This is a genomic window from Rhizobium sp. 01N424 (assembly GCF_056399485.1).
In genome coordinates this window covers 222,629-242,517 of the sequence record NZ_JBFTRK010000007.1, presented here as the reverse complement: position 1 = coordinate 242,517, position 19,889 = coordinate 222,629, and the positions used below count along the sequence as shown (strand labels likewise).

Genomic DNA, 19,889 nt, shown 5'->3' with positions numbered 1-19,889 from the left:
GCTGATCAATGGGAACGGCGCGGCCTCGGCTGCGCCGTTTTTTGCTGGGCGTATCAGCCCAGATTATGAAGCTGTGAAGTCAGGGCAAGAAAAGACACTGCCGCGATCGCCGTTGCGAAAATACAGGCCGCAGTCGCTTTGTAGAATCTCAGACGCTTCGTTCTGACGCCATCCCAATCGTATACCACCGTCTTACTCCCACAAGACAATCTCTACACATACGCCGCATCGTCATTCTTGCATCTTGCGCCAGCCGATCAATCGCCAGCGCCCCGTTCTGCACAATATACAAGCACATTCGAACGCGATGATAAAGCCTTCGGCATTCTGGCGGACTGCGCAAAAATGGTGCAATAGCCGATGACGCCCTGTCATCGCGTCCTATATGACGGATTTCAAAGGAGATTCGCCGATGCGCGCCGCTGTTTTTCTGATGCTTCTGCTGCCGCTGGCGGCCTGCAACACCACGATGCCGCCGCCCGAGCCAATGCGCGGCAGCCTGACCTATGGCAACAGGGTGGTCTATTATGGGGCAGCGCCCGGCCACGTGGTCGATCACGAATTCCCCGACAAGTTCGGCTATCGCGTCTTCGAGAAATATGTGGTGCAGCCTGACGGCACACTGAAACTGATCTCGCGCCGCACCGGTTCCGACTATTGGAAGATCCATCGCTGAGCGTCTCAGCCGTTTGACTTCGCTTTGATCCGCGCCAGCTTTTCGCGCTGAGCCTGTTACCGGGAGTTTCGCGCATGGTGACGAGAATTGCCAAATGCACCTGCGGCCAGCTGCAGATCGCGGTCGAAGGCGAACCGCTCGGCGTTGGTGTCTGCCACTGCTTCGCCTGCCAGAGCCGGACCGGCAGCGTATTCGCCGCACTCGCAGCCTTCGGCCCCGATTATAAGGTGAGCGGCCGGGCCACCGACTACATTCGCACCGGCGACCAGGGCGCCAGATTTCGCTTCCGCTTCTGCCCGGTCTGCGGCAGCAATCTCTATCACACGGAGGAGGGCGAGGAGCATCGCTCGGTGGCGGTCGCCGTCGGCGCCTTCGCCGATCCGGATTTCCCGCCGCCACAGGATTCGGTCTACGATTGCCGCAGGCACAGCTGGGTAAAGCTGCCCGATGGCGTCACCGTCTATGAAAAGGACCCGGAGTAGAGGCTTGGTGCGGGCGGCGGGGATCGAACCCGCATAGCCTAAGGCCGAGGGATTTTAAGTCCCTTGCGTCTACCAGTTTCGCCACGCCCGCAGCGCGCGCTTCTCAATCAACGACATCAGCGATTCAGTCAAGGGCGGCGCTGGAGGGAGCGGGGTCCGCTGGCTCTTTGGGAGCCGACTTGCGGGCACGAATTTTCAGAAGGCCGTGGGCGGCCATCGCGCCTATCGCGGCGCCGATGCCCTTGATGATGCCGTCGTGCAGGCGAGCGTGGCGGCTGGGCGAGAAATATTGCAGCGCCTCGATAGCGACGGCGCCGAAGGCGAGCAGCAGGACGATCAGCTTCCATTGCTTGGGATAGCCGAGCACGAAGATGAAGCCGGTAACGGCGTAGGCGAGCGCCCGGTCGGAATCGACCGTGGTCATCGTGTGCGGGCGCAGGTTGATCGGCGATATCGTGACGAAGACGATAGCGGCCAGCACCAGCCAGGCCAGCGGTCTCATGATTTTCGGTGTTATCATTCCGTCACATTAGCAGCGCGGCCTCCTGGGTGCACTGCAAAAAAACCGTGTCCGCGCCGTGTTGTGGAAAGCGGGCTTAAGAAATGCTTGCCGCAACCGAACCGCCGTGGCTGCTTTCAGGCTTTCTTTCGGCCCGCGCTCTATGTCATAGCGGACCCTCGAAATGAGGAATGGACCGATGATCGTCAATCGTCAGGATGTTGAAAAGGCCGAGGAGGCGCTGCGCAGCCTTTTCCCGGCAACGCCGCTGCAGCTCAACGACCATCTTTCGGCGCGCTATGGCGCCGATATCTGGCTGAAGCGCGAAGACCTTTCGCCGGTCCGTTCCTACAAGATCCGTGGCGCCTTCAATTTCTTCCGCAAGGCGATTGCCGAAGGCGGCGAGGGGCGCACTTTCGTCTGCGCTTCGGCCGGCAATCACGCCCAGGGCTTTGCCTTCGTTTGCCGCCATTTCGGCGTGCCGGGCGTCGTCTTCATGCCGGTGACCACGCCGCAGCAGAAGATTGACAAGACGCGCATGTTCGGCGCCGAGTTCATCACCATCAAGCTCTATGGCGACTTCTTCGACCAGTGCTACAAGGCAGCCCGCGATCACGTGGAGGCCATAGGCGGCGTCATGGTGCCGCCCTTCGATCATGAGGACATCATCGAGGGGCAGGCGACGGTGGCCGCCGAAATCATGCAGCAGCTGCCCGATGGCAAGGTCCCCGACATGATCGTCATGCCGGTGGGCGGCGGCGGTCTGGCAGCCGGGATTACCGGCTATCTGGATGGAGTCGTTCCAAAATCCGGTTTCGTCTTCACCGAGCCGTCGGGCGCTGCGAGCCTCAAGCGCAGTATCGAGGCGGGTGAGGCGGTGACGCTCGCCAAGGTCGACAACTTCGTCGATGGCGCCGCCGTGGCCCGCATCGGCGATCTCAATTTCGCAGCGTTGAAGGATTTTCCGGCCGATCAGGTGATGATGATGCCCGAGAATGCGATCTGCGTGACGATCTCGGAAATGCTGAATGTCGAAGGCGTGGTGCTTGAGCCGGCCGGCGCCCTGTCGCTGACGGCGATTGCTGCGATGGACCCGGAGGCTATCCGCGGCAAAACCATCGTTGCCGTCGTCTCCGGCGGCAATTTCGACTTCGAGCGCCTGCCCGATGTCAAGGAGCGCGCCATGCGCTACGCGGGCCTCAAGAAATACTACATCCTGCGGCTGGCGCAGCGCCCCGGCGCGCTTCGCGATTTCCTCAATATGCTTGGCCCGGACGACGATATCGCCCGCTTCGAATATCTGAAGAAGACGGCGCGCAATTTCGGCTCGATCCTGATCGGCATCGAAACCAAGGCGCCCGAGAACTTCGCGACACTGATCGAGAACTTCGATAAATCGGGCATGGGCTTTGAGGATATTACCGAAAACGAGATCCTGGCAAACCTGATCATTTGACTTTGCGGCCGGCTGGCCCTCGTGTTAAAGGCGAAACATGGCTTCGATATTCTCCAGCATTTTTTCGATGTTCTCGGGCGGCGGCGACAAGGCGGCTGCGAGCAGCGGCAGCAGCAAATCCGTTGAGCCGCAGCTCTACGGCGACTGCGCCATCTATGCCGAACCGCAGAAGGAAGGCGGCCAGTACCGCTTGGCAGGCCGGATCGAGAAGGGAGCAGGCGAGGATGTGCTCGTTCGCACCTTCATCCGCGCCGATATGTTCTCCTCGCTCGACGATGCCAACGAGTGCACCGTGCGCAAGGCACAGCAGATCATCGACCAGCACGGCGCGTCGCTTTTCGGCGACGGTGTCAAGCAGCGCCAGGTCTAGGTTCGCCTAGCGCCGGATACGGGCTTCTGTCACTTAATTTTAAGTGATTTCCGCCAAAGGTGCTGCGAAGGGAATCGCAGGATCATTTCGTGGTTGCTCCAACCCGCTCTCCATCCGGACTGGCTCATCGCCCGCATGCGCGCCCTGCGCAGGCGGTGAATGATGCGCGGAATTCGCCTGGGAGAGCGCCGCGATGATCGAAGCCACCAATCTCGGCCTCTTCGTTCTTGAAGCCATCGGCTATTTCGCGCTGATGGTGACGCTGCTGCATTTCAGAAACCGCCTGGGCCTCGGTGTCTTCGTCGCCGCGCTCGGCGTCATGCATTTCATGGAAACCTATCTGGCGGCGGTCTTCTATGTCTCGCTGCCCTTCGGCGTCGCATCGCCAGGCTCTTCGGTGTTCTTTGCCGGCAAGCTGATGATGATCCTCATGCTCTATCTGCAGGAGGACGCCGCAACCGTCCGCCAGCCGATCTACGGTCTGTTCATCGGCAATCTGCTGACGGTGGCGATCGCCTGGATTCTGCAGCTGCATCACACCATCCAGCTTTCACCCGGCAACGAGGCCGATTTCGGTTTCCTCAAGGAAATGGGCTGGCTGATGATCTGGGGCACGGCACTGCTCTACCTGGATTCGATCGGCATCATCCTGCTTTATGAGCGGCTCGGCCGTTACATCAGGCGCAAGGTCATCCTGCGCTTCATGATCTGCGGTTTCGTGCTCCTGACCTTCGACCAGATCGGCTTCTTCGGCGCGCTGCATTATTTCATGGACGTGCCGCTGGCGGCTTTCTGGGATGGCTGGAAGGCGAAAATGTTCGCCGTCCTGATCTACACGGTGCTATTTGCCGTCTACGAAATCTATGTCAGGCGCGATCGCCTGCCATCCTCCGCGCGTTCGATCAGCGACGTGTTCGGCGACCTGACCTTCCGCGAGCGCTACAACGATCTGCTCGACCGCAGCGGACGCGATATCCTGACCGGCGTCTATGACCGAGGCCGTATGGAGCTGGAAGCGCCGGTGATGATCCGCGAGGCGCTGCGCCAGGGACTGCCGGGAACGGTGATCATCATCGATGCCGACCACTTCAAGGACGTGAACGACAATTTCGGTCACCTGCAGGGAGATGAAGTGCTGAAGGGATTGCCGCGCGCCTCGGCACAATCCTGCGCTCGGCCGACCGCGTCTTCCGCTTCGGCGGCGAGGAATTCGTCGCCATCTGCCCGGGAACCGATCAGGAGGAAGGCCTGCTGGTCGCCGAACGTCTCCGCTGGACGATCGCCACCAGCGTCAAGACGCCCGATGGCAAGCCGGTGACCGTCAGTATCGGCGTTGCGACGGCCGACGAAGACGGCGTCAGCTTCACGACGGTTCTCTCCGCCGCCGACGACCGGCTCTACCAGGCAAAGAAGAGCGGCCGTAACTGCGTCGTCGGCCGCTCCGGTCTCGTCAAGGTCAGTTGAATTTCCGAAGGCCATAGCCGACAACGAAAAACGGCCGGTGATGAACCGGCCGTTTTCTTTGGGATGCGTCGAACCGTTAAGCGGCGAGAGCGATTTCTTCAGCGCGGGCCTTGGCGGCGCCGATTGCCTTTTCGGCCGCTTCCGGACCGAAGGCCAAGCCTTCGACATAGATGGTCTCGACGTCGGTGATCCCGAGGAAGCCGAGAACCGACTTCAGGTACGGAACGGCATGGTTCATGCTGACGGCTGGGCCCTGCGAATAGACGCCGCCCGAAGCGAGCACCACATAGACCTTCTTGCCGGTGGCAAGGCCAACAGGGCCGTTTTCGGTGTAGCTGAAAGTGCGGCCGGCACGCGCAACATTGTCGATCCAGGTCTTCAGCGACGAGTAGATGTTGAAGTTGATGAGGCCGGTGCCGATGACGATGGTGTCGGCGGCAAGCAGCTCGTCAACCAAGGTATCCGAAGTCTTGACGGCTTCGGCTTCCTGCGCGGTGCGCTGGTCGGCAGGCTTGCGGATGGCGGCAGTGAAGAGGTCATCGATATGCGGCAGCGGGTTGGCGGCAAGGTCGCGGCGAACAACGACGCTGCCGGCATTCTGAGCGGCGATCTTGTTGGCGAGATCGGCAGCGATCGTCGTCGACAGCGATTCAGCGCGCGGGCTGGAGGTCAGAAGAAGGATGGAAGACATGGCAGGCTCCTCATTTCGAATTGGGTTTGCCGCGGCAGTAAGGGAGGTTCGCCGTGGCTTCGAGATGAGAAATAGGTCTGGCCTGCTATCGAAAAAACTGGGATAATATAGATCGAAACTATCGATGGATTAGATATGCTCCCAAACCCCACTCTCGACCAGCTGCAGGTGTTTCTGACCGTTGCCGATACCGGCAGCTTCTCGGCCGCCTCGCGCGTGCTGAACCGTGCGCAATCGGTGATCAGCTACACGATCGCCAATCTTGAGGCGCAGCTGGAGGTCGAGCTTTTCGAGCGCTCCGGCGCCCGCCAGCCGAAGCTGACCAAGGCCGGCCACGCGATGCTGGCCGATGCCCGCCGCCTGGTCGCCGATCTCGAAGTGATGCGCGCCCGCGTGAAAAACCTGAAGGAAGGGCTGGAGGCCGAGTTGTCGATCGCGATCAGCGTCATGGTGCCGTCGCAGGCCGTGGTGATGGTGCTACGCGAATTCCGTGTCAAATTCCCGTCGGTGACCGTCAACCTGATGGTCGGCGAGCTCGGTGAAGTCATGAACATGGTGGCAACCGGCGATGCGACCGTTGGCATCGGCGGCGCACTGATGAAGCAGGACGATACGCTGGTTGCCGAGCGAATCGGTCATTCCTTCATGATCCCCGTCGCCGCACCCTTCCATCCGCTCGCCAAGCTTCACCGCCCGCTGACGCTTTCGGACGTGCGCGAAGAGGTTCAGATGGTGGTGCGCGATACGTCTGGCATCACCAACGGCCGCGATTTCAACGTGCTGTCCTACCGGACGTGGCGCGTCAGCGACATCGCCATCAAGCACCAGCTGATTGCAGGCGGTCTCGGCTGGGGTGGTCTGCCGGCTTCGGTGTCACGCGATGATCTGAACTCCGGCAAGCTCGTGCAGCTCGATCTTCCAGCCTATGAGCAGGGCGAGTACCCGATCTACAGTCTTCACAAGATTGCCAATCCCCCGGGCCCGGCCACGGCCTGGCTGATCGACCGCTTCCGCAATCTCCTATCGATGTGCCCGAGCCACAGCGAATTCCAGGAGCAGCTTGCGGCGCTGACCTCGGTGCAGGAAGCGGCAGAATAGGCCGGCGCTGCCGCCGGCCTCCTTCCTCAGATTGTCAGCGCCTTAGAGAACCAGCCGGAACTTGGCGAAGCCCTCGGTGGCATCGCCAGCTTCTTCAATCTTGGCGCCCTTGACGTCACCGAGGAACTGCTTGGCTTTCGGTCCGCTTTCGAACGTGGCGGTGGTGCCGGGCAGGGACTTGAAGGTCCAGTTGCCGTCAGCCGACGGATTGATCGTGCCCTGATCGTGAATGAAGCGGACGATGACGTCGCGGTTCGTATCCGGCGCCTGGAACACAACCTTGTCGGATGCGATCTCCGGGAACTTGCCGCCGCCGCCAGCGCGATAGTTGTTGGTCACCACGACGAACTTCTGCTTCGGATCGATCGGCTTGCCGTCGAATTGCAGGTCCTGAATGCGGTTCGAACCGGCATTCACCGCCTTGCCGTCATTGTCGTACTTGCGCGGCTGCGACAGGTCGATCTGATAGGTGACCCCGTCGATGACATCGAAATTGTAGGACGGGAAGTCATTGTTCAGCAGCGGCGCATCCTTGGACCCCACCTTCACCTCGTTGAACATCCCGGCCGACATTTCCAGCCAGTTCTTCACCTGCTCGCCGGTGATGACGACCGCCTGCACGGTGTTCGGATAGAGATAGAGATCGGCGACATTCTTGATCGCCACGTCGCCCGCCGGAACGTCGGTATAGTAATCGGCGCCGCCGCGGCCACCGGCCTTGAAGGGCGCTGCTGCCGAGAGAACAGGCAGATCCTTGAACTCGGTATCGGCAAGCATCTGCTTGATGTACCAGGTCTGCGCCTGGCTGACGATCTGCACCGAGGGATCGTCGGCGACCAGCGCGAAATAGGAGTAGAGAGGCGCTGAAGTCTTGCCGACAGGCGTCCGCACATAGGCGAGCGTTGCCTCATGCTCGGCCTTGGCGGCTTCCACGACTTCCTTTTTGTCGGCGACGTCGGCCACCACCTTCTTGCTCTCGTCGCGATGATAGATCGGCCGCGCCTCGGCGGTGAAATCGACGATCTTCCAGCTCTTGCCGTCCTTCTCCAGCAGCAGGTCGATCAGCCCGAGATGCGATCCCCAGAAACCGGCCATGACCGTGGGCTTGCCATGCAGCGTGCCCTTGACGGGGTCGGCATTGGCAATCCCGTCCCAGGTCTTGGGGCCGGGGAAGACGAGATGCTGGTGGCCGGTGAAGATCGCATCGATGCCATCGACAGCAGCGAGATAGAGCGAGGCGTTTTCCATCTTCTCTGAGGGTGCAGTGCCGTCGATACCGGAGTGGGACAGCGCGATGACGATATCCGCACCCTCTTCCTTCATGGCAGGCACCCAGGCCTTGGCGGCCTCGACGATATCGCGGGTCTGCGCCTTGCCTTCGAGGTTCTTGATATCCCAGAGCATGATCTGCGGCGGCACGAAGCCGATAAAGCCGATCTTCACAGGGCTTTCGTTACCGGCGCCGTCCTTGATCTGCTTTTCGACGATCAAGTAGGGCTTGAAAAACAGGTCGTCCTTCTTGGGATCGGAGGCGAGCTGCCCCTTCGTCAGGTTGGCGCAGACGAACGGGAAGTTGGCACCGCCGAGCACCTTGAACATGAAGTCCAGGCCATAGTTGAACTCGTGATTCCCGAGCGTGCCGACTGTATAGCCGAGCGTGTTCATCGCCTTGATCACAGGGTGGACATCGCCATCCTTCATGCCGTGCTGATAGGCCATGTAATCGCCCATCGGATTGCCCTGCAGCACGTCGCCATTGTCGATCAACAGAGAATTGGCGGCCTCGGCACGGATCGAATCGATGATTGTCGCGGTGCGTGAAAGCCCCATCGTGTCGTTCGGTTTGTCGGCGTAGTAATCGTAGGGGAAGACGTTGACGTGAATGTCCGTCGTTTCCATCAATCTCAGATGCGCCTGGTTGGCGGCGGCGCGGGCGGTGAAGGGATGGAGCAGGACGAGGGCCGAGGTCGCGGCGATTCCGCTCAGCAGAGACCTGCGGCTAATCGGGTGCAAATCGAGAATGGAAGACATCAAACACTCCTTCAAAAAATCACGCAACGCCCAGCCCGGGGTCGAACGTAGAATGATTTGCACGGGAGTGCATCCGTAAAATGACAGTGGATCGGCACGTCGTCGAAAGCGGGCCGATCCACGGTAATGGCTTCAGGATTGCGTCAGCGCGCCAATACCGGCTTCACGTCGCGGTGGAAGAAGCGGAAGTAGGAGGCGACCTTGGCGCGGGCATTCGAGTTCGGATCGAAGTGGATGCCAAGGCGGCCGTTGTGGCTCCAGCGGATAATTCCGTCCAGCGTTCCGAGGTCTTCGGCTTCGATATAGACGCGGCTGCCCGAAGAGGCCGCGACCGGCGTTCGAAGATCGACGGCGATGCCTGTCGTCGACAGATCGACGATGCGCGCGTCGATGATCTGGTTCAGATAGCGCAGCTTGCCGAAGATGCGGCAGCGCTTGCGCTCCGACTTGCGGGTGATGATGTTCAGATTGCGTGTCATACAGCTCCCCAAAACGATTTGAGGGAACTGTAGCAACGGAAAATTGAAATCTTTTTAGACAGTTCGATAAAATTGCACGAAATCTAATGTGCCTTTGCCGCCCGCCTGCCGACGATATGTTCGCGCCAGATGGTGAAGATGCCGGCGGCGACCACGATCACCGAGCCGATGACGGTGGTCAGGCTGATGCTTTCGCCGAAAATGGTGACGCCGAGGATCGAGGCATAGACGAGCTGCAGATAGGTCAGCGGCTGTACCGCTGCTGCATCGAGCATGTCATAGGCGCGGATCAGGAAATAATGGCTGGAAATGCTGGTCATGCAGACCAGCGCCATCCAGCCCCAGTCGCCCGGCAGCATCCAGGTCCAGTAGAAGGGGCCGATCAGCGTCATGGTGATGCCGCCGACGACACCGGTGTAGAAGAAGCTGGTCATCGAGCTGTCGTCGCGCGATACCAGCCGCGTGGCGATGACATAGAAGGCAAAGATGAAGCAGGAGACGATGGCAAGCATCAGCTTGACGTCGAAGAACTCTCCCTCCGGCTTCAGGATCAGCAGGACGCCGAAAAGCCCGGCGCCGATCGCTGTCCAGCGCCGCCAGCCGACGCGCTCACCGAGGATCGGCATAGAGAGCAGGGCGATGATGATCGGCGTCGCCGCAAAGATCGCCTGCGAATGCGCCAGCCCGATGACAGCAAAGCAGGTGATGGCAAGCACGACCTGAACGGCGAGCAGCACGCCGCGCGTCACCTGCAGCAGCGGCCGCTTGGTGCGCGCCGTCTGCCGGATGCCGCCGCGCATCTTGGAGGCCAGCAGGATGGTGAAAAGCGCAAAGGCCCAGTAGCGGATCATCGTCACAAAGATCGGCGGGTAGAGCCCGCCGAGATGCTTGGAGATCGCATCCTGCGCCGAAAATATCGTCAGCGCCAGAAGGACGAAGATATAGCCTTGCGTCTTGGATTTCATGTCTTGCAGTCAGGCATTGGGAGTGTCCGCTTGCCACAAGCTTGGTCAGGATTCCCGGCGCTTTGCAAGGTCTCAGAAGCCGACATTCGGCCGGTCGAAGATTTCGCGCAGGGCAAAGCTGGAGTTGATCTTCACGACATGGGGGAGCGCCGAGAGCCAATCGCGGTGGATTCGCTCGTAATCTTCGAGATCGCGGGCGGCGACCCGCAGGATATAGTCGTATTCGCCCGACATCAGGTAGCACACCAGCACGTTCGGACAGCGCCTCACCGCCAGTTCGAATTCCGACAGCGTCTTGGCGAACTGGCCCGACAGCGAGATGTGGACGATCGCGATCATCTTATATTCGAGCACCTTGTTGGAAAGGCGCGCGTGATAGCCGGCAATCGCTCCGTTCTTTTCCAGGATGTCGAGACGTCGAGAACAGGCCGAAGCCGAGAGGCCCACCTTGTTGGCAAGTTCGGCGTTGGTGATCCGGGCGTTTGCTTGAAGCGCTCTCAGAATCGCAAGATCGATACTGTCGAGTTCAGACATTCGAAGAACCTTCGGTTTGACTTCATGAAACCGCACAATCTTCGAAAAACAGTCGTCAATCAACTCCTCTTTGCAAGGACATTTCGCAGCAGCGGTGGTTGGATTTGTCTATTGAAAATGCCCGCACCAAGCGGGTACAAAATGAGAGGAACGCTCCATGCGTGTCGGTTGCCCGAAGGAAATCAAGAACCATGAATATCGTGTCGGTCTGACACCCGCTTCGGTTCGTGAATATGTCGCCCATGGCCATGAAGTCTGGGTCGAGACCAAGGCAGGCGCCGGCATTGGTGCCGATGATGCCGCCTACGCAGCCGCCGGCGCGAAGATCGCTGCCACGGCCAAGGAAATCTTCGAAAAGTGCGATATGATCGTCAAGGTCAAGGAGCCGCAGCCCTCCGAATGGGCGCAGCTTCGCGACGGTCAGCTTCTCTATACCTATCTCCATCTCGCGCCGGATCCGGAACAGACCAAGGGTCTGCTCGCCTCCGGCGTGACCGCGATCGCCTATGAGACCGTTACCGATGAGCGCGGCGGTCTGCCGCTGCTGGCGCCGATGTCGGAAGTTGCCGGCCGCCTGTCGATCCAGGCTGGCGCCACCGCGCTGCAGAAGGCCAATGGCGGCCTCGGCATTCTCCTTGGCGGCGTCCCCGGCGTTCTGCCTGCCAAGGTCACCGTCATCGGCGGCGGCGTCGTCGGCCTGCATGCCGCCAAGATGGCGGCCGGTCTGGGTGCCGATGTCAGCATTCTCGACCGTTCGCTGCCGCGTCTGCGCCAGCTCGACGATATCTTCAACGGCCGCGTCCACACGCGCTATTCCAGCATCCAGGCGCTCGAGGAAGAAGTGTTCTCGGCCGACCTCGTCATCGGTGCCGTGCTGATCCCGGGCGCTGCCGCGCCCAAGCTCGTCACCCGTGAAATGCTCTCGGGCATGAAGAAGGGCTCCGTCATCGTCGACGTCGCCATCGACCAGGGCGGCTGCTTCGAAACCTCGCATGCAACGACCCATTCCGAGCCGACCTATGAGGTCGATGGCGTGGTGCATTACTGCGTCGCCAACATGCCTGGCGCCGTGCCCGTCACCTCGGCGCATGCACTGAACAACGCAACGCTGGTCCACGGCCTGGCGCTCGCCGACCGCGGCCTGCGCGCCATTGCCGAAGACAAGCACCTGCGCAACGGCCTGAACGTCCACAAGGGCCGCGTCACCTACAAGCCGGTTGCCGAAGCGTTGGGCTATGAAGCATACGCCCCGGAAAGCGTCCTCAACGTAGCGTAATTCCCATCACGCTACGTTAGATGAAGGCGCCGGCTTCGCGAGAGACCGGCGCCTTTTCTATGCGGCACTGGAAGCAGTTGTTGCGTGCCGAGCGGACATGCACATAGGCGATACCAGGCCGCTTCAGCAGGCCACCGGCATAGGCCGGGATATCACGTGTCGGCGTTACCGCGCCGGTGCCGTAGACGATGCGGTTGTTTTCGGAGTAGCCGCGAACGATGTAGTCGGTACTGCTGAGAACGGGCGGGACGATCTCTTCGGCCTGGTAACGCTCGCAACGGCGCTTGTGCAGGAAGATCGGCCCGGTTTCCGCATAGGGTTGCATTTCGGGAAACGGCCGGTAGGCGAAAACCAGCAATTGTTCTCCGGCATCGATATTGCCAAGGCAGTGACGGCAGGGATGCCCGGGCCCATCGGACACCATCGTCTCCGGCAGGAAGCCATAGGAATCGGTGCCGCCATTCCAGAGCTGTTCGGCGTCGGCAGTCGGCATTGCGGAAAAACGGATATCGGTCATGGCGGTCTCCTCAGGTTTCCGCCATGAAATGCGCCTTTATCAGGAAGCGAACCACCCGATTCCTGCCGAACTTCAGGCAAGCCTATCGGCGTCGAGAGTCTTCTTCGAATTATCGAATGCCAATTTCAGTCCCGCGAAACCCAAGATTTGCGGTAGGGGGGCTAAGGTGAGCCCTCCGAACTGCAATGTTGGAAATACCTCACTGCCAGCCGGCGAATCCACCGCGACCGCATTTGGTCCCATGTCTGCCACCTGCAGACCGGGAATCATCCTGATATCCGCCACCTTGACGAAAAGATCGCCAAAGACGCTCTTCACGTCGGCGGCGACGGCGGCGCCGCTTATGTTCATCGTCACGTCCTTGACCGACGGCGCGTCGTTGTCGATGAATTTGATGATTTCGTAATGCATGGGGTCGTTGAAGGATTTTCCCCAGCGAAAGCCATGATGTTCGAAGACCGGCGCAATCGGAGCGGTTGTGCAGCCAAGACATTTGTCGTCGGCGTTGAGGTCGATCGCGATTCCGAACGAGTGGTTGGATGGCTCCTTGCTGAGCGCGCCCGACGTTGGCTTCTTCAGCCGCTGATAAAAGGCGCCGGCGCAGCTGTCGATATGTTTCAGTAGCCCGAGATTTTCGATGTCTTCGAACGCCGCCAGTAGCTGCTTTTGTCCACGCTTGTGAAACTTGATCACCCCGTTATTCGTGTTTGGGATATGCTTCAGCTGCGGAACGGTAACGTTGACTACGTCGGCGGAATTGAAGCCGTCAATGAAGGTGATTGGATCGCCACGCCGCCAATCATTGTGCTTTGTCTTGAATTTCACGACCCCGAAAAGCGGGTGATTATAAGTCCCTATTGGCATCGTCATCCCTCCCTCAGATGAGGTTGAGAATACTGCATCGGGCTGACGAAATCCATCTTGAGTTGCGTTCAATGCAGCAACTCAGGGTATATATTGGTTGCACTCAGCCCTTGCGGGCGATCTCCAGCAATTCCTTGTCGCTCAGCGGCCGGACGATGCCGGTGCCGGTCGAGACCGGGGAGAAGCCGAACATCTGGTAGAGCTGCAGCGCGCGGGGATGATCGAGATTGTTGGTCGTCGTCAGCACCCGCTTCGGGTTCAGCGTCCAGATCGCATAGAGTGCCTGCAGCAGGAACCATTTGCCGATGCCGAGGCCGAGCGCGTGCTCGATCAGGCCGAAATGCGACAGCTCGATCGTGTCCTCGTCCTGGCAGAAATACTCATAGAATCCGCCGGGTGCACCGTTGACATAGAGCACGCTGATATTGTTGCGCTTGTCGTGGAGCGTTGCGGTCAGCTGTTCATCGGTCAACCGGAGACGGTCGACCCACTGCCAGCGGGCCCCGACCTGTCGGTAGAGGTGGCGGTAGAAGGGCAGCGGGATCTCGGTCGTCCGCATGATGGCCGTCTGGATATTGACGGGCATCGGCAGGCTCGCCTTTGGCGGCGAGGTCATTTCAAGGCGGGTGATATGGGCGGAGAGCGACGAAGGAGATTTTGCCATGCGCTCAAGCCTTGATCGGATCGGGCGGGCCGGTGACGACAGGCGTGTCGTCGCGGCTGCCCCATTCGCTCCATGAGCCGTCATAGAGCTTGTTGTCGGTGTGGCCGAGTGATTCCAGCGCCAGCGTGATGATGGCCGCGGTGATGCCGGAACCGCAGGACGTGACGACGGGCTTCGACAGGTCGATACCGCCGTCCTCGATCGTCTGCTTCAGCTCGGGCAGCGACTTGAAGCGGCCCTGTGTGGCGAAGACGCCGGAGGGAAGGCTGCGGGCGCCGGGCATATGGCCGGAGCGCATGCCTGCGCGCGGCTCGGGCTCGGCGGCGGCAAAGCGTCCGGCGCTGCGGGCATCGGCAATCTGCAGCGCGCCGCTCGAAACGATGTCGCGCATGCGATCGAGCGTGACCACGCGGGCCTCGTCATAGTTGGGTTTGAAGGTCGCAGCCGCATAATCGGGCTTTGCCGTTTCCAGCGGACGTCCCTCGGCCTTCCAGCCATCGAGACCACCGTCGAGCACGAAGACGTTCTTTGCGCCCATCACCCGGAACAGCCACCAGACACGCGGCGAGGCGAACATGCCGATGCCGTCATAGACGACGATACGGTCGTTCTCGCTGATGCCGAGCTTGCCCGCCTCAGTGGCAAAATAGCCGGGCGAGGGGATCGTATGGGGAAGATTGGTCGAGTGATCGGCGATCTTGTCTTGGTCGAAGCGGATCGCACCCGGGATATGGCCTGCCGCATATTCGGCATCGGCGTCGCGCTTCTGCGCCGGCAGATAGAAGGAGGCGTCGAGGACGCGCAGATCCGGCTTTCCAAGCTCGCCCTGCAGCCAATCGGCCGAAACGACGAAACGGCTCTTGTCTTCACTCATTCTGCTCTCCCTGATCTCTTGATGCAGCCTTTAAACGGCTATCTTACGCCTCGTCGCCGGGAGCGCCGAAGCGAATGCGGAAGCGGCGGTTTTCCTTGCCTTTCTTTTCGATCTTGGCAATGTGAATCTGCCCGACTTCCTGCGTTTCCGACACATGTGTCCCGCCGCATGGCTGGCTGTCAATCGCGGAATTCTCGCCGATGCAGACAAGGCTGACGCGTCCGAGGCCCATGGGCGGGCGGACGTTCTTCGACTTGACGATACCAGGGTTGGCGGCGAGCTCGTCGTCGGTGATCCACTGCAGATAGACGGGATGGTTCTGGTTCACCAGTTCCATCATCTTTGCCGTCACCTCGTCCTTGTCGATCGTCTCGCTCATATCGAAATCGACACGGCTTTCGTCTTCACCAACGGCCGCACCGGTGATCGGGAAGGAACAGACGACGGAGAGCAGATGGCAGGCGGTGTGCATGCGCATCAGCTTGTAGCGGCGCGGCCAATCGACATGCAGCACCAGCTTTTCGCCGACCGCGGGAACCGGCTGCCCCTCGAGCGGCACATGGATGATGATATCCTTGGCGGCGCCATGCTTCGTCTGGCCGAGTTCTATCTTCGAGCCGTCGGCGCGTTCTAGAAAGCCGGTGTCACCGGGCTGTCCGCCCGATGTCGCGTAGAAGCAGGTCTGGTCCAGTTCGATGCCCCCATCGTCGTGAATGGCGGTGACGACCGCCTCCGATGTCGAAAGGTAGAAGTCGTCACGGTAGAGGGCATTGACTGGCATTGGGTCTCACGCTGCTGGTTCGTAGGGTATTTTGATATCTGCCGCGGACTTGATGAAGCCCGGAACCGGCAGGCCCTTGGACTTCAGGAAGTCGGCGTTGAAAAGCTTAGACTGGTAACGGTTGCCGTAGTCGCAGAGGATTGTCACCACCGTGTGACCCGGGCCCAGATCCCGTGCGAGATGGACGGCACCGGCGATGTTGATCGCGGTCGATCCGCCGAGGCAAAGCCCCTCATGCTCGACAAGATCGAAGACATAGGGAAGCGCTTCGGCATCGGTGATCTGATAGGCGAAATCAGGCGTGAAATCTTCGAGATTGGCGGTGATGCGCCCTTGGCCGATGCCCTCGGTGATCGAGGAGCCCGAGGATTTCAGTTCGCCGTTCTTGTAGAATTCGTAGAGTGCCGCGCCTTCAGGGTCGGCAAGGCCGATCTTGATGTCCTTGTTGAAACCCTTCAGACCGGCCGCGACGCCCGCCAGAGTGCCACCGGAGCCCACGGCGCAGATGAAGCCGTCCACCTTGCCATCGGTATCCTGCCAGATTTCCCTGGCGGTCGTCTCGATATGTGCCTGACGGTTGGCGACATTGTCGAACTGGTTGGCCCAGATGGCGCCGTTCGGCTCGCTCTTTGCCAGCTGTTCGGCAAGACGTCCCGAAACCTTCACGTAGTTGTTCGGGTTCTTGTAAGCGACGGCAGGCACTTCGACGAGTTCGGCGCCGAGCAGCCTGAGCGCATCCTTCTTTTCCTGGCTCTGCGTCTCGGGAATGACGATGACGGTGCGATAGCCGAGCGCCTTGGCGACGACGGTGAGGCCGATGCCGGTATTGCCGGCCGTGCCCTCGACGATCACGCCGCCGGGCTTCAGCAGGCCCTTCTTCTCGGCGTCGCGAATGATGTAGAGCGCGGCGCGATCCTTCACCGACTGGCCGGGATTGAGGAATTCAGCCTTGCCGAGAATAGTGCAGCCGGTCGCTTCTGACGCGCCCTTCAGCTTGATGAGCGGGGTGTTGCCGATCGCTTCGATCACGGAGGGGTAGACGGTCATGGAATCTGCCTCTTTGGAGCTCTTACTGTAAGAACGGTCTTTTCCCTTCACAAGGCAGGGTTGGCAAGAAATGCTATTCCTCGCCATTGCCCGCGCCGGTAAAATTAGTCTTCAGTTTCGGGAAGTCTCGAAGTCGGCCCCAAAAGTGGCGGGTGATCCGAAGATTGACTTTCCGCGTATGGACGACGACAAGCAATTGCGGAGCGCAGGAACAGGGCGTGGCCGAAACCGATATGGTTCATGAGCATATAGACAGTGTCGATGCATTGATGGCGCATTATGTCGCCGGTTCATTGCCTGAACCGGCGCGCGTGCTCGTGGCGTCCCACCTGGAACTGAAGCCGGATAACCGTGGCCTGGTGACGGATCTGGAGCTGCTCGCCGGCGAGGCCCTCGAGCTGACGGACGGCACGCCGATCGCCGATCGCGACCAGCGCCTTCAGGCGATCTTTGCTTCAAAAGACATGCCATCGGCTGCCCGCATGCCGAACTCTGCCAAGCCTGTCTTCCCACGCCCCATCCGCGAGCTTGTGGGCTTCGATGCCGATACCGTGCCGTGGAAGACCAAACTTCCCGGGTTCAAGGAATATTCGACGGATATAGATGGCTGCGAGGTCAGCCTGATGTGGATCCGTCCCGGCCGTGCGCTTCCCGCCCATACCCATAAGGGCATGGAGCTGATCCTCATCCTCGACGGCGCCTTCATCGATGAACGCGGCCGGTTCGGGCCGGGCGATATTTCCGTTGCCGACGAGACTCTCAACCACCGGCCGGTCGCCGAAAAGGAGCGTCCGTGCATTGCTTTTTCCGTGCTCGACGCACCGATCAAGCTCACAGGGTCGTTCCGCCAGCTGATCGGCGATCTGATCGGCTGAAAGCAGCCACAATAGCGTGATATGAGCTTGAATCCGGGAGCACTCGGGGAACTTCCGGACGTGGTTTGGTGTTGAATCCGGCAGTCCTGGAGGTATTTCATATGCGCGATTTCATTGCCCGCCCCGAACACGGCATCGTCTGGATTTCAGGCGCCAGCTCCGGCATTGGCCGGGCTCTGGCGCTGAAGCTCGCAGGCGAGGGCTACAAGGTTGCCGTCACTGCCCGGGATCACGAAAAGCTCGCCGAACTGCAGTCCGAAGCCAACGGCCTTCCGGGCGGCATTATCGTTCTCGATGGTGACGTGACCGATGCCGAGGACATGGAACATGTGCTCGCCTCAATCGAATATGAACACGGCGCGCTCGCCATGGCGATCTTCAATGCAGGTGTCTATCTGCCCGTTCATGCCGAAGAGCTGAATATTGCCGACTTCGAAAAGACCTTTGCGGTGAACCTCTCCGGCGTCGTCAACTGTCTGGTGCCTGCTGTCAGGCACATGAAGGGCAAGGGGCAGGGGCAGATCGCCATCGTGTCGTCGGTGACGGGTTATGGCGGGCTGCCAACGAGCGCTGCCTACGGCGCCAGCAAGGCCGCACTCATCAATATGGCCGAGAGCCTGAAATTCGATCTCGACAAGATGGGAATCCGCATCCAGATCATCTGCCCTGGCTTTGTCGATACGCCGGCAACGCAGAAAAACGAGTTCCCGATGCCGTCGCTGATATCCGTCGAGGAAGCGGCGTCGGAAATTGCCGCCGGCCTCAAATCGCAATCCTTCGAGATCAGCTTCCCGAAGCGCTTCACCTATCAATTGAAGTTGCTGCGCATGCTGCCCTATAGCCTGTATTTCTGGCTGCTCAACCGCTCCACCGGCTGGAACGAACGGCCGGCCGGAAAGCACAGCCATCACCCCGTCACTCCACATCCGGCCGAGTGATCAGCGGCTTTCGATCCGATGGCGCAACTCGCGATGCTTCGCCTCGTCGAGCGGAAAATTCCACATCAATGCGACGGCGCCGAGCTTCAGTGCGATCGGCACCCATGCGTAGATGACGCCGAGCGCCGTCAGCGCAGCAGGCGCGTTCTCTGCTCCCTTCGCGGCATCGAAGCCGAACAACGCCAGGGTTGGAAACACCAGTCCGGCAGCCAGGGCCAACGAGGCCTTTGTCGCCAGTCCCCAGGCGGCGAAATAGAGGCCGCTGCGCTGCTCGCCCGAATTCGCCGTATCCTCGTCGATCACGTCGGCCTGCATCGCAGGCGGCAGCGACAGATCGAAGCCCAGCATCAGCCCGGTCAGGACACAGATAAGGCCGAACGAATAGACGGCACCCGGCGGCAGCAGAGGTGCCGTTGCGAACACCAGACAAGCGGCGATCATCGCCAGACACCAGGCGCGGTGCTTGCCTGCCTGTCTGGCGGCAAACGCCGCCAGCGGCACTCCGGCTATTCCGGCAAGGAAATAGATGAAAAGCAGCGGACCGCGTGCCTCGGGCATGCCGAGCCTCGTAGAGACGAAATAAAGAAACAGCGTGGCGGGGATGCCGTTGGCAAGCCCGTTCATGAAATAGGCGGAGAGCAGCCGGACAAACGGACGATTGGCGGCGAGATAGCTAAGCCCCTTGCGCCAGCCGACGATCGCAGTCGTATGCTCCGAGGGTTCCGGGACTTTGCAGAGCGTAAAGGCGCCGACCAGCGGCAGCGATGTCGCCACCGCAATGCCGAGCACGGCCAATCCCGAAATGCCGCCAGCCGGATCAAGGCCGATTGCAAAGGGCAGGACGATGGCGATCAGGGTTCCCACCAGCGTCGTCGCTTCGCGCTGTGCGGCAAGCGACGTGCGCCCCGCATAATCGCTCACCAGTTCGGCGCCCCAGGCCGAATAGGGCACCAGCGCCAGCGTAAAGCCGAGGGAGAGCAGGCAGCCCCATAGCCCGAGCCAGACCACCGTCGCACCGGCAGGCGGCGCATAGAGCGCCAGTGCCGCAATCGCCGCGACCGGCAGCGACAGCGCGAAGAAGAACCGCCGCCGCCCGAATTTCGGCCGGTAGCGGTCGGCGAGAACGCCGATAATGGGGTCGCAGACCGCGTCGAAGGCACGGACCAGCAGCAGCGTCAGCCCGACGGCCGCAAGCGGCAGACCGAGCGTCTCGGTATAATAGGTCGGCACGACGGCATAGAGCGGCAGGCCGAGCGCTGCGAGTGGGGCGGCGGGCAGCGTATAGGCGAGGCGGGTCGCGGCTGTCAC

21 protein-coding genes, 1 tRNA gene and 1 pseudogene are annotated in these 19,889 nt (G+C 60.6%); 9 read left to right on the top strand and 14 right to left on the bottom strand.

Going from position 1 to position 19,889, the window contains the following annotated elements; all coding sequences use genetic code 11:
* The first annotated feature begins 412 nt into the window (after window positions 1-412).
* Window positions 413-676: a hypothetical protein gene (locus AC1DNK_RS19090; protein WP_112387926.1), complete on the top strand. Its 264-nt coding sequence runs from the start codon at window positions 413-415 to the stop codon at window positions 674-676.
* Window positions 677-750: 74 nt separating this feature from the next.
* The gene (locus tag AC1DNK_RS19085) at window positions 751-1,158 is read left to right on the top strand and encodes a GFA family protein (protein WP_477942808.1); all 408 of its coding nucleotides are present in this window, start codon (window positions 751-753) and stop codon (window positions 1,156-1,158) included.
* Window positions 1,159-1,163: 5 nt separating this feature from the next.
* On the opposite strand, the gene AC1DNK_RS19080 is transcribed toward AC1DNK_RS19085, so the two are convergent.
* Window positions 1,164-1,249: transfer RNA gene (locus AC1DNK_RS19080), tRNA-Leu, on the bottom strand.
* A gap of 33 nt (window positions 1,250-1,282) precedes the next feature.
* Window positions 1,283-1,660: a VanZ family protein gene (locus tag AC1DNK_RS19075; RefSeq protein ID WP_477942806.1), complete on the bottom strand. Its 378-nt coding sequence runs from the start codon at window positions 1,658-1,660 to the stop codon at window positions 1,283-1,285.
* A gap of 196 nt (window positions 1,661-1,856) precedes the next feature.
* Between AC1DNK_RS19075 and ilvA the strand changes: the two genes are divergently transcribed.
* The 3 genes and pseudogenes from ilvA (at window position 1,857) to AC1DNK_RS19060 (ending at window position 4,947) form a co-directional block, all read left to right on the top strand.
* Window positions 1,857-3,113, top strand: a complete 1,257-nt coding sequence (gene ilvA / locus AC1DNK_RS19070; protein WP_477942804.1) for a threonine ammonia-lyase — start codon at window positions 1,857-1,859, stop codon at window positions 3,111-3,113.
* Between the two features lie 37 nt (window positions 3,114-3,150).
* Complete coding sequence (locus AC1DNK_RS19065; protein ID WP_112387929.1) at window positions 3,151-3,483, top strand: HlyU family transcriptional regulator; 333 nt, start codon at window positions 3,151-3,153, stop codon at window positions 3,481-3,483.
* 193 nt (window positions 3,484-3,676) lie between these two features.
* Window positions 3,677-4,947 (top strand): annotated as a pseudogene (locus AC1DNK_RS19060) (GGDEF domain-containing protein).
* 76 nt (window positions 4,948-5,023) lie between these two features.
* Here AC1DNK_RS19060 and AC1DNK_RS19055 read toward each other — a convergent pair.
* Window positions 5,024-5,638: an FMN-dependent NADH-azoreductase gene (locus AC1DNK_RS19055; protein WP_477942802.1), complete on the bottom strand. Its 615-nt coding sequence runs from the start codon at window positions 5,636-5,638 to the stop codon at window positions 5,024-5,026.
* Between the two features lie 135 nt (window positions 5,639-5,773).
* On the opposite strand from AC1DNK_RS19055, the gene AC1DNK_RS19050 reads away from it, so the two are divergent.
* Window positions 5,774-6,736 carry a LysR family transcriptional regulator gene (locus AC1DNK_RS19050; protein ID WP_477942800.1) on the top strand — a complete coding sequence of 321 codons (963 nt, stop codon included), beginning with the start codon at window positions 5,774-5,776 and terminating at the stop codon, window positions 6,734-6,736.
* A gap of 42 nt (window positions 6,737-6,778) precedes the next feature.
* On the opposite strand, the gene AC1DNK_RS19045 is transcribed toward AC1DNK_RS19050, so the two are convergent.
* The 4 genes from AC1DNK_RS19045 to AC1DNK_RS19030 form a co-directional block, all read right to left on the bottom strand.
* Complete coding sequence (locus AC1DNK_RS19045; RefSeq protein WP_477942798.1) at window positions 6,779-8,767, bottom strand: bifunctional 2',3'-cyclic-nucleotide 2'-phosphodiesterase/3'-nucleotidase; 1,989 nt, start codon at window positions 8,765-8,767, stop codon at window positions 6,779-6,781.
* A 143-nt stretch (window positions 8,768-8,910) separates the two neighbouring features.
* Window positions 8,911-9,246, bottom strand: a complete 336-nt coding sequence (locus tag AC1DNK_RS19040) for a PilZ domain-containing protein (RefSeq protein ID WP_112513846.1) — start codon at window positions 9,244-9,246, stop codon at window positions 8,911-8,913.
* An 83-nt stretch (window positions 9,247-9,329) separates the two neighbouring features.
* Complete coding sequence (locus AC1DNK_RS19035; RefSeq protein WP_477942796.1) at window positions 9,330-10,211, bottom strand: DMT family transporter; 882 nt, start codon at window positions 10,209-10,211, stop codon at window positions 9,330-9,332.
* Between the two features lie 72 nt (window positions 10,212-10,283).
* Entirely contained in the window at window positions 10,284-10,745 is a 462-nt protein-coding gene (locus tag AC1DNK_RS19030; RefSeq protein ID WP_477942794.1) for an Lrp/AsnC family transcriptional regulator, read from the bottom strand.
* A gap of 157 nt (window positions 10,746-10,902) precedes the next feature.
* Here AC1DNK_RS19030 and ald point away from each other — a divergent pair, with 157 nt between their 5' ends.
* Window positions 10,903-12,021, top strand: coding sequence for an alanine dehydrogenase (gene ald / locus AC1DNK_RS19025; protein ID WP_112387937.1), 1,119 nt, complete (start codon window positions 10,903-10,905; stop codon window positions 12,019-12,021).
* A gap of 16 nt (window positions 12,022-12,037) precedes the next feature.
* Here ald and AC1DNK_RS19020 read toward each other — a convergent pair whose 3' ends face one another.
* The 6 genes from AC1DNK_RS19020 to AC1DNK_RS18995 all read right to left on the bottom strand — a co-directional run bounded on the left by AC1DNK_RS19020 (window position 12,038) and on the right by AC1DNK_RS18995 (window position 16,768).
* Window positions 12,038-12,538, bottom strand: a complete 501-nt coding sequence (locus tag AC1DNK_RS19020) for a DUF1203 domain-containing protein (RefSeq protein WP_477942792.1) — start codon at window positions 12,536-12,538, stop codon at window positions 12,038-12,040.
* Between the two features lie 72 nt (window positions 12,539-12,610).
* On the bottom strand, window positions 12,611-13,408 hold the full coding sequence (locus AC1DNK_RS19015) for a M15 family metallopeptidase (RefSeq protein ID WP_477942790.1): 798 nt from the start codon (window positions 13,406-13,408) through the stop codon (window positions 12,611-12,613).
* Window positions 13,409-13,505: 97 nt separating this feature from the next.
* Window positions 13,506-14,066 (bottom strand): GNAT family N-acetyltransferase, encoded by a 561-nt coding sequence (locus tag AC1DNK_RS19010; RefSeq protein WP_112513840.1) that lies wholly within the window; start codon window positions 14,064-14,066, stop codon window positions 13,506-13,508.
* Between the two features lie 4 nt (window positions 14,067-14,070).
* The gene (gene sseA, locus AC1DNK_RS19005; RefSeq protein ID WP_477942788.1) at window positions 14,071-14,940 is read right to left on the bottom strand and encodes a 3-mercaptopyruvate sulfurtransferase; all 870 of its coding nucleotides are present in this window, start codon (window positions 14,938-14,940) and stop codon (window positions 14,071-14,073) included.
* 43 nt (window positions 14,941-14,983) lie between these two features.
* Entirely contained in the window at window positions 14,984-15,721 is a 738-nt protein-coding gene (locus AC1DNK_RS19000) for an alanyl-tRNA editing protein (RefSeq protein WP_477942786.1), read from the bottom strand.
* A gap of 6 nt (window positions 15,722-15,727) precedes the next feature.
* On the bottom strand, window positions 15,728-16,768 hold the full coding sequence (locus AC1DNK_RS18995; protein ID WP_477942784.1) for a cysteine synthase A: 1,041 nt from the start codon (window positions 16,766-16,768) through the stop codon (window positions 15,728-15,730).
* 218 nt (window positions 16,769-16,986) lie between these two features.
* On the opposite strand from AC1DNK_RS18995, the gene AC1DNK_RS18990 reads away from it, so the two are divergent.
* Window positions 16,987-17,643, top strand: a complete 657-nt coding sequence (locus AC1DNK_RS18990; RefSeq protein ID WP_477942782.1) for a ChrR family anti-sigma-E factor — start codon at window positions 16,987-16,989, stop codon at window positions 17,641-17,643.
* A gap of 101 nt (window positions 17,644-17,744) precedes the next feature.
* Window positions 17,745-18,581 (top strand): SDR family NAD(P)-dependent oxidoreductase, encoded by an 837-nt coding sequence (locus tag AC1DNK_RS18985; protein ID WP_477942780.1) that lies wholly within the window; start codon window positions 17,745-17,747, stop codon window positions 18,579-18,581.
* Here the strand turns inward: AC1DNK_RS18985 and AC1DNK_RS18980 are convergent, their stop codons facing one another.
* A complete protein-coding gene (locus AC1DNK_RS18980) occupies window positions 18,582-19,889 on the bottom strand; it encodes an MFS transporter (RefSeq protein ID WP_477942778.1) in 1,308 nt (435 codons plus the stop codon).

Excerpts from the sequence above, each read along its gene's own strand:
- AC1DNK_RS19030 (WP_477942794.1), bottom strand. The coding sequence starts at position 10,745 with ATGTCTGAACTCGACAGTATCGATCTTGCGATTCTGAGAGCGCTTCAA.
- AC1DNK_RS19010 (WP_112513840.1), bottom strand. The coding sequence starts at position 14,066 with ATGGCAAAATCTCCTTCGTCGCTCTCCGCCCATATCACCCGCCTTGAA.
- AC1DNK_RS19065 (WP_112387929.1), top strand. The coding sequence starts at position 3,151 with ATGGCTTCGATATTCTCCAGCATTTTTTCGATGTTCTCGGGCGGCGGC.
- AC1DNK_RS19075 (WP_477942806.1), bottom strand. The coding sequence starts at position 1,660 with ATGAGACCGCTGGCCTGGCTGGTGCTGGCCGCTATCGTCTTCGTCACG.
- AC1DNK_RS19085 (WP_477942808.1), top strand. The coding sequence starts at position 751 with ATGGTGACGAGAATTGCCAAATGCACCTGCGGCCAGCTGCAGATCGCG.
- sseA (WP_477942788.1), bottom strand. The coding sequence starts at position 14,940 with ATGAGTGAAGACAAGAGCCGTTTCGTCGTTTCGGCCGATTGGCTGCAG.
- AC1DNK_RS19020 (WP_477942792.1), bottom strand. The coding sequence starts at position 12,538 with ATGACCGATATCCGTTTTTCCGCAATGCCGACTGCCGACGCCGAACAG.
- AC1DNK_RS19015 (WP_477942790.1), bottom strand. The coding sequence starts at position 13,408 with ATGACGATGCCAATAGGGACTTATAATCACCCGCTTTTCGGGGTCGTG.
- AC1DNK_RS18995 (WP_477942784.1), bottom strand. The coding sequence starts at position 16,768 with ATGACCGTCTACCCCTCCGTGATCGAAGCGATCGGCAACACCCCGCTC.
- AC1DNK_RS18985 (WP_477942780.1), top strand. The coding sequence starts at position 17,745 with ATGCGCGATTTCATTGCCCGCCCCGAACACGGCATCGTCTGGATTTCA.
- ald (WP_112387937.1), top strand. The coding sequence starts at position 10,903 with ATGCGTGTCGGTTGCCCGAAGGAAATCAAGAACCATGAATATCGTGTC.
- AC1DNK_RS19040 (WP_112513846.1), bottom strand. The coding sequence starts at position 9,246 with ATGACACGCAATCTGAACATCATCACCCGCAAGTCGGAGCGCAAGCGC.
- AC1DNK_RS19055 (WP_477942802.1), bottom strand. The coding sequence starts at position 5,638 with ATGTCTTCCATCCTTCTTCTGACCTCCAGCCCGCGCGCTGAATCGCTG.
- AC1DNK_RS19000 (WP_477942786.1), bottom strand. The coding sequence starts at position 15,721 with ATGCCAGTCAATGCCCTCTACCGTGACGACTTCTACCTTTCGACATCG.
- AC1DNK_RS19035 (WP_477942796.1), bottom strand. The coding sequence starts at position 10,211 with ATGAAATCCAAGACGCAAGGCTATATCTTCGTCCTTCTGGCGCTGACG.
- AC1DNK_RS19050 (WP_477942800.1), top strand. The coding sequence starts at position 5,774 with ATGCTCCCAAACCCCACTCTCGACCAGCTGCAGGTGTTTCTGACCGTT.
- ilvA (WP_477942804.1), top strand. The coding sequence starts at position 1,857 with ATGATCGTCAATCGTCAGGATGTTGAAAAGGCCGAGGAGGCGCTGCGC.
- AC1DNK_RS19090 (WP_112387926.1), top strand. The coding sequence starts at position 413 with ATGCGCGCCGCTGTTTTTCTGATGCTTCTGCTGCCGCTGGCGGCCTGC.
- AC1DNK_RS19045 (WP_477942798.1), bottom strand. The coding sequence starts at position 8,767 with ATGTCTTCCATTCTCGATTTGCACCCGATTAGCCGCAGGTCTCTGCTG.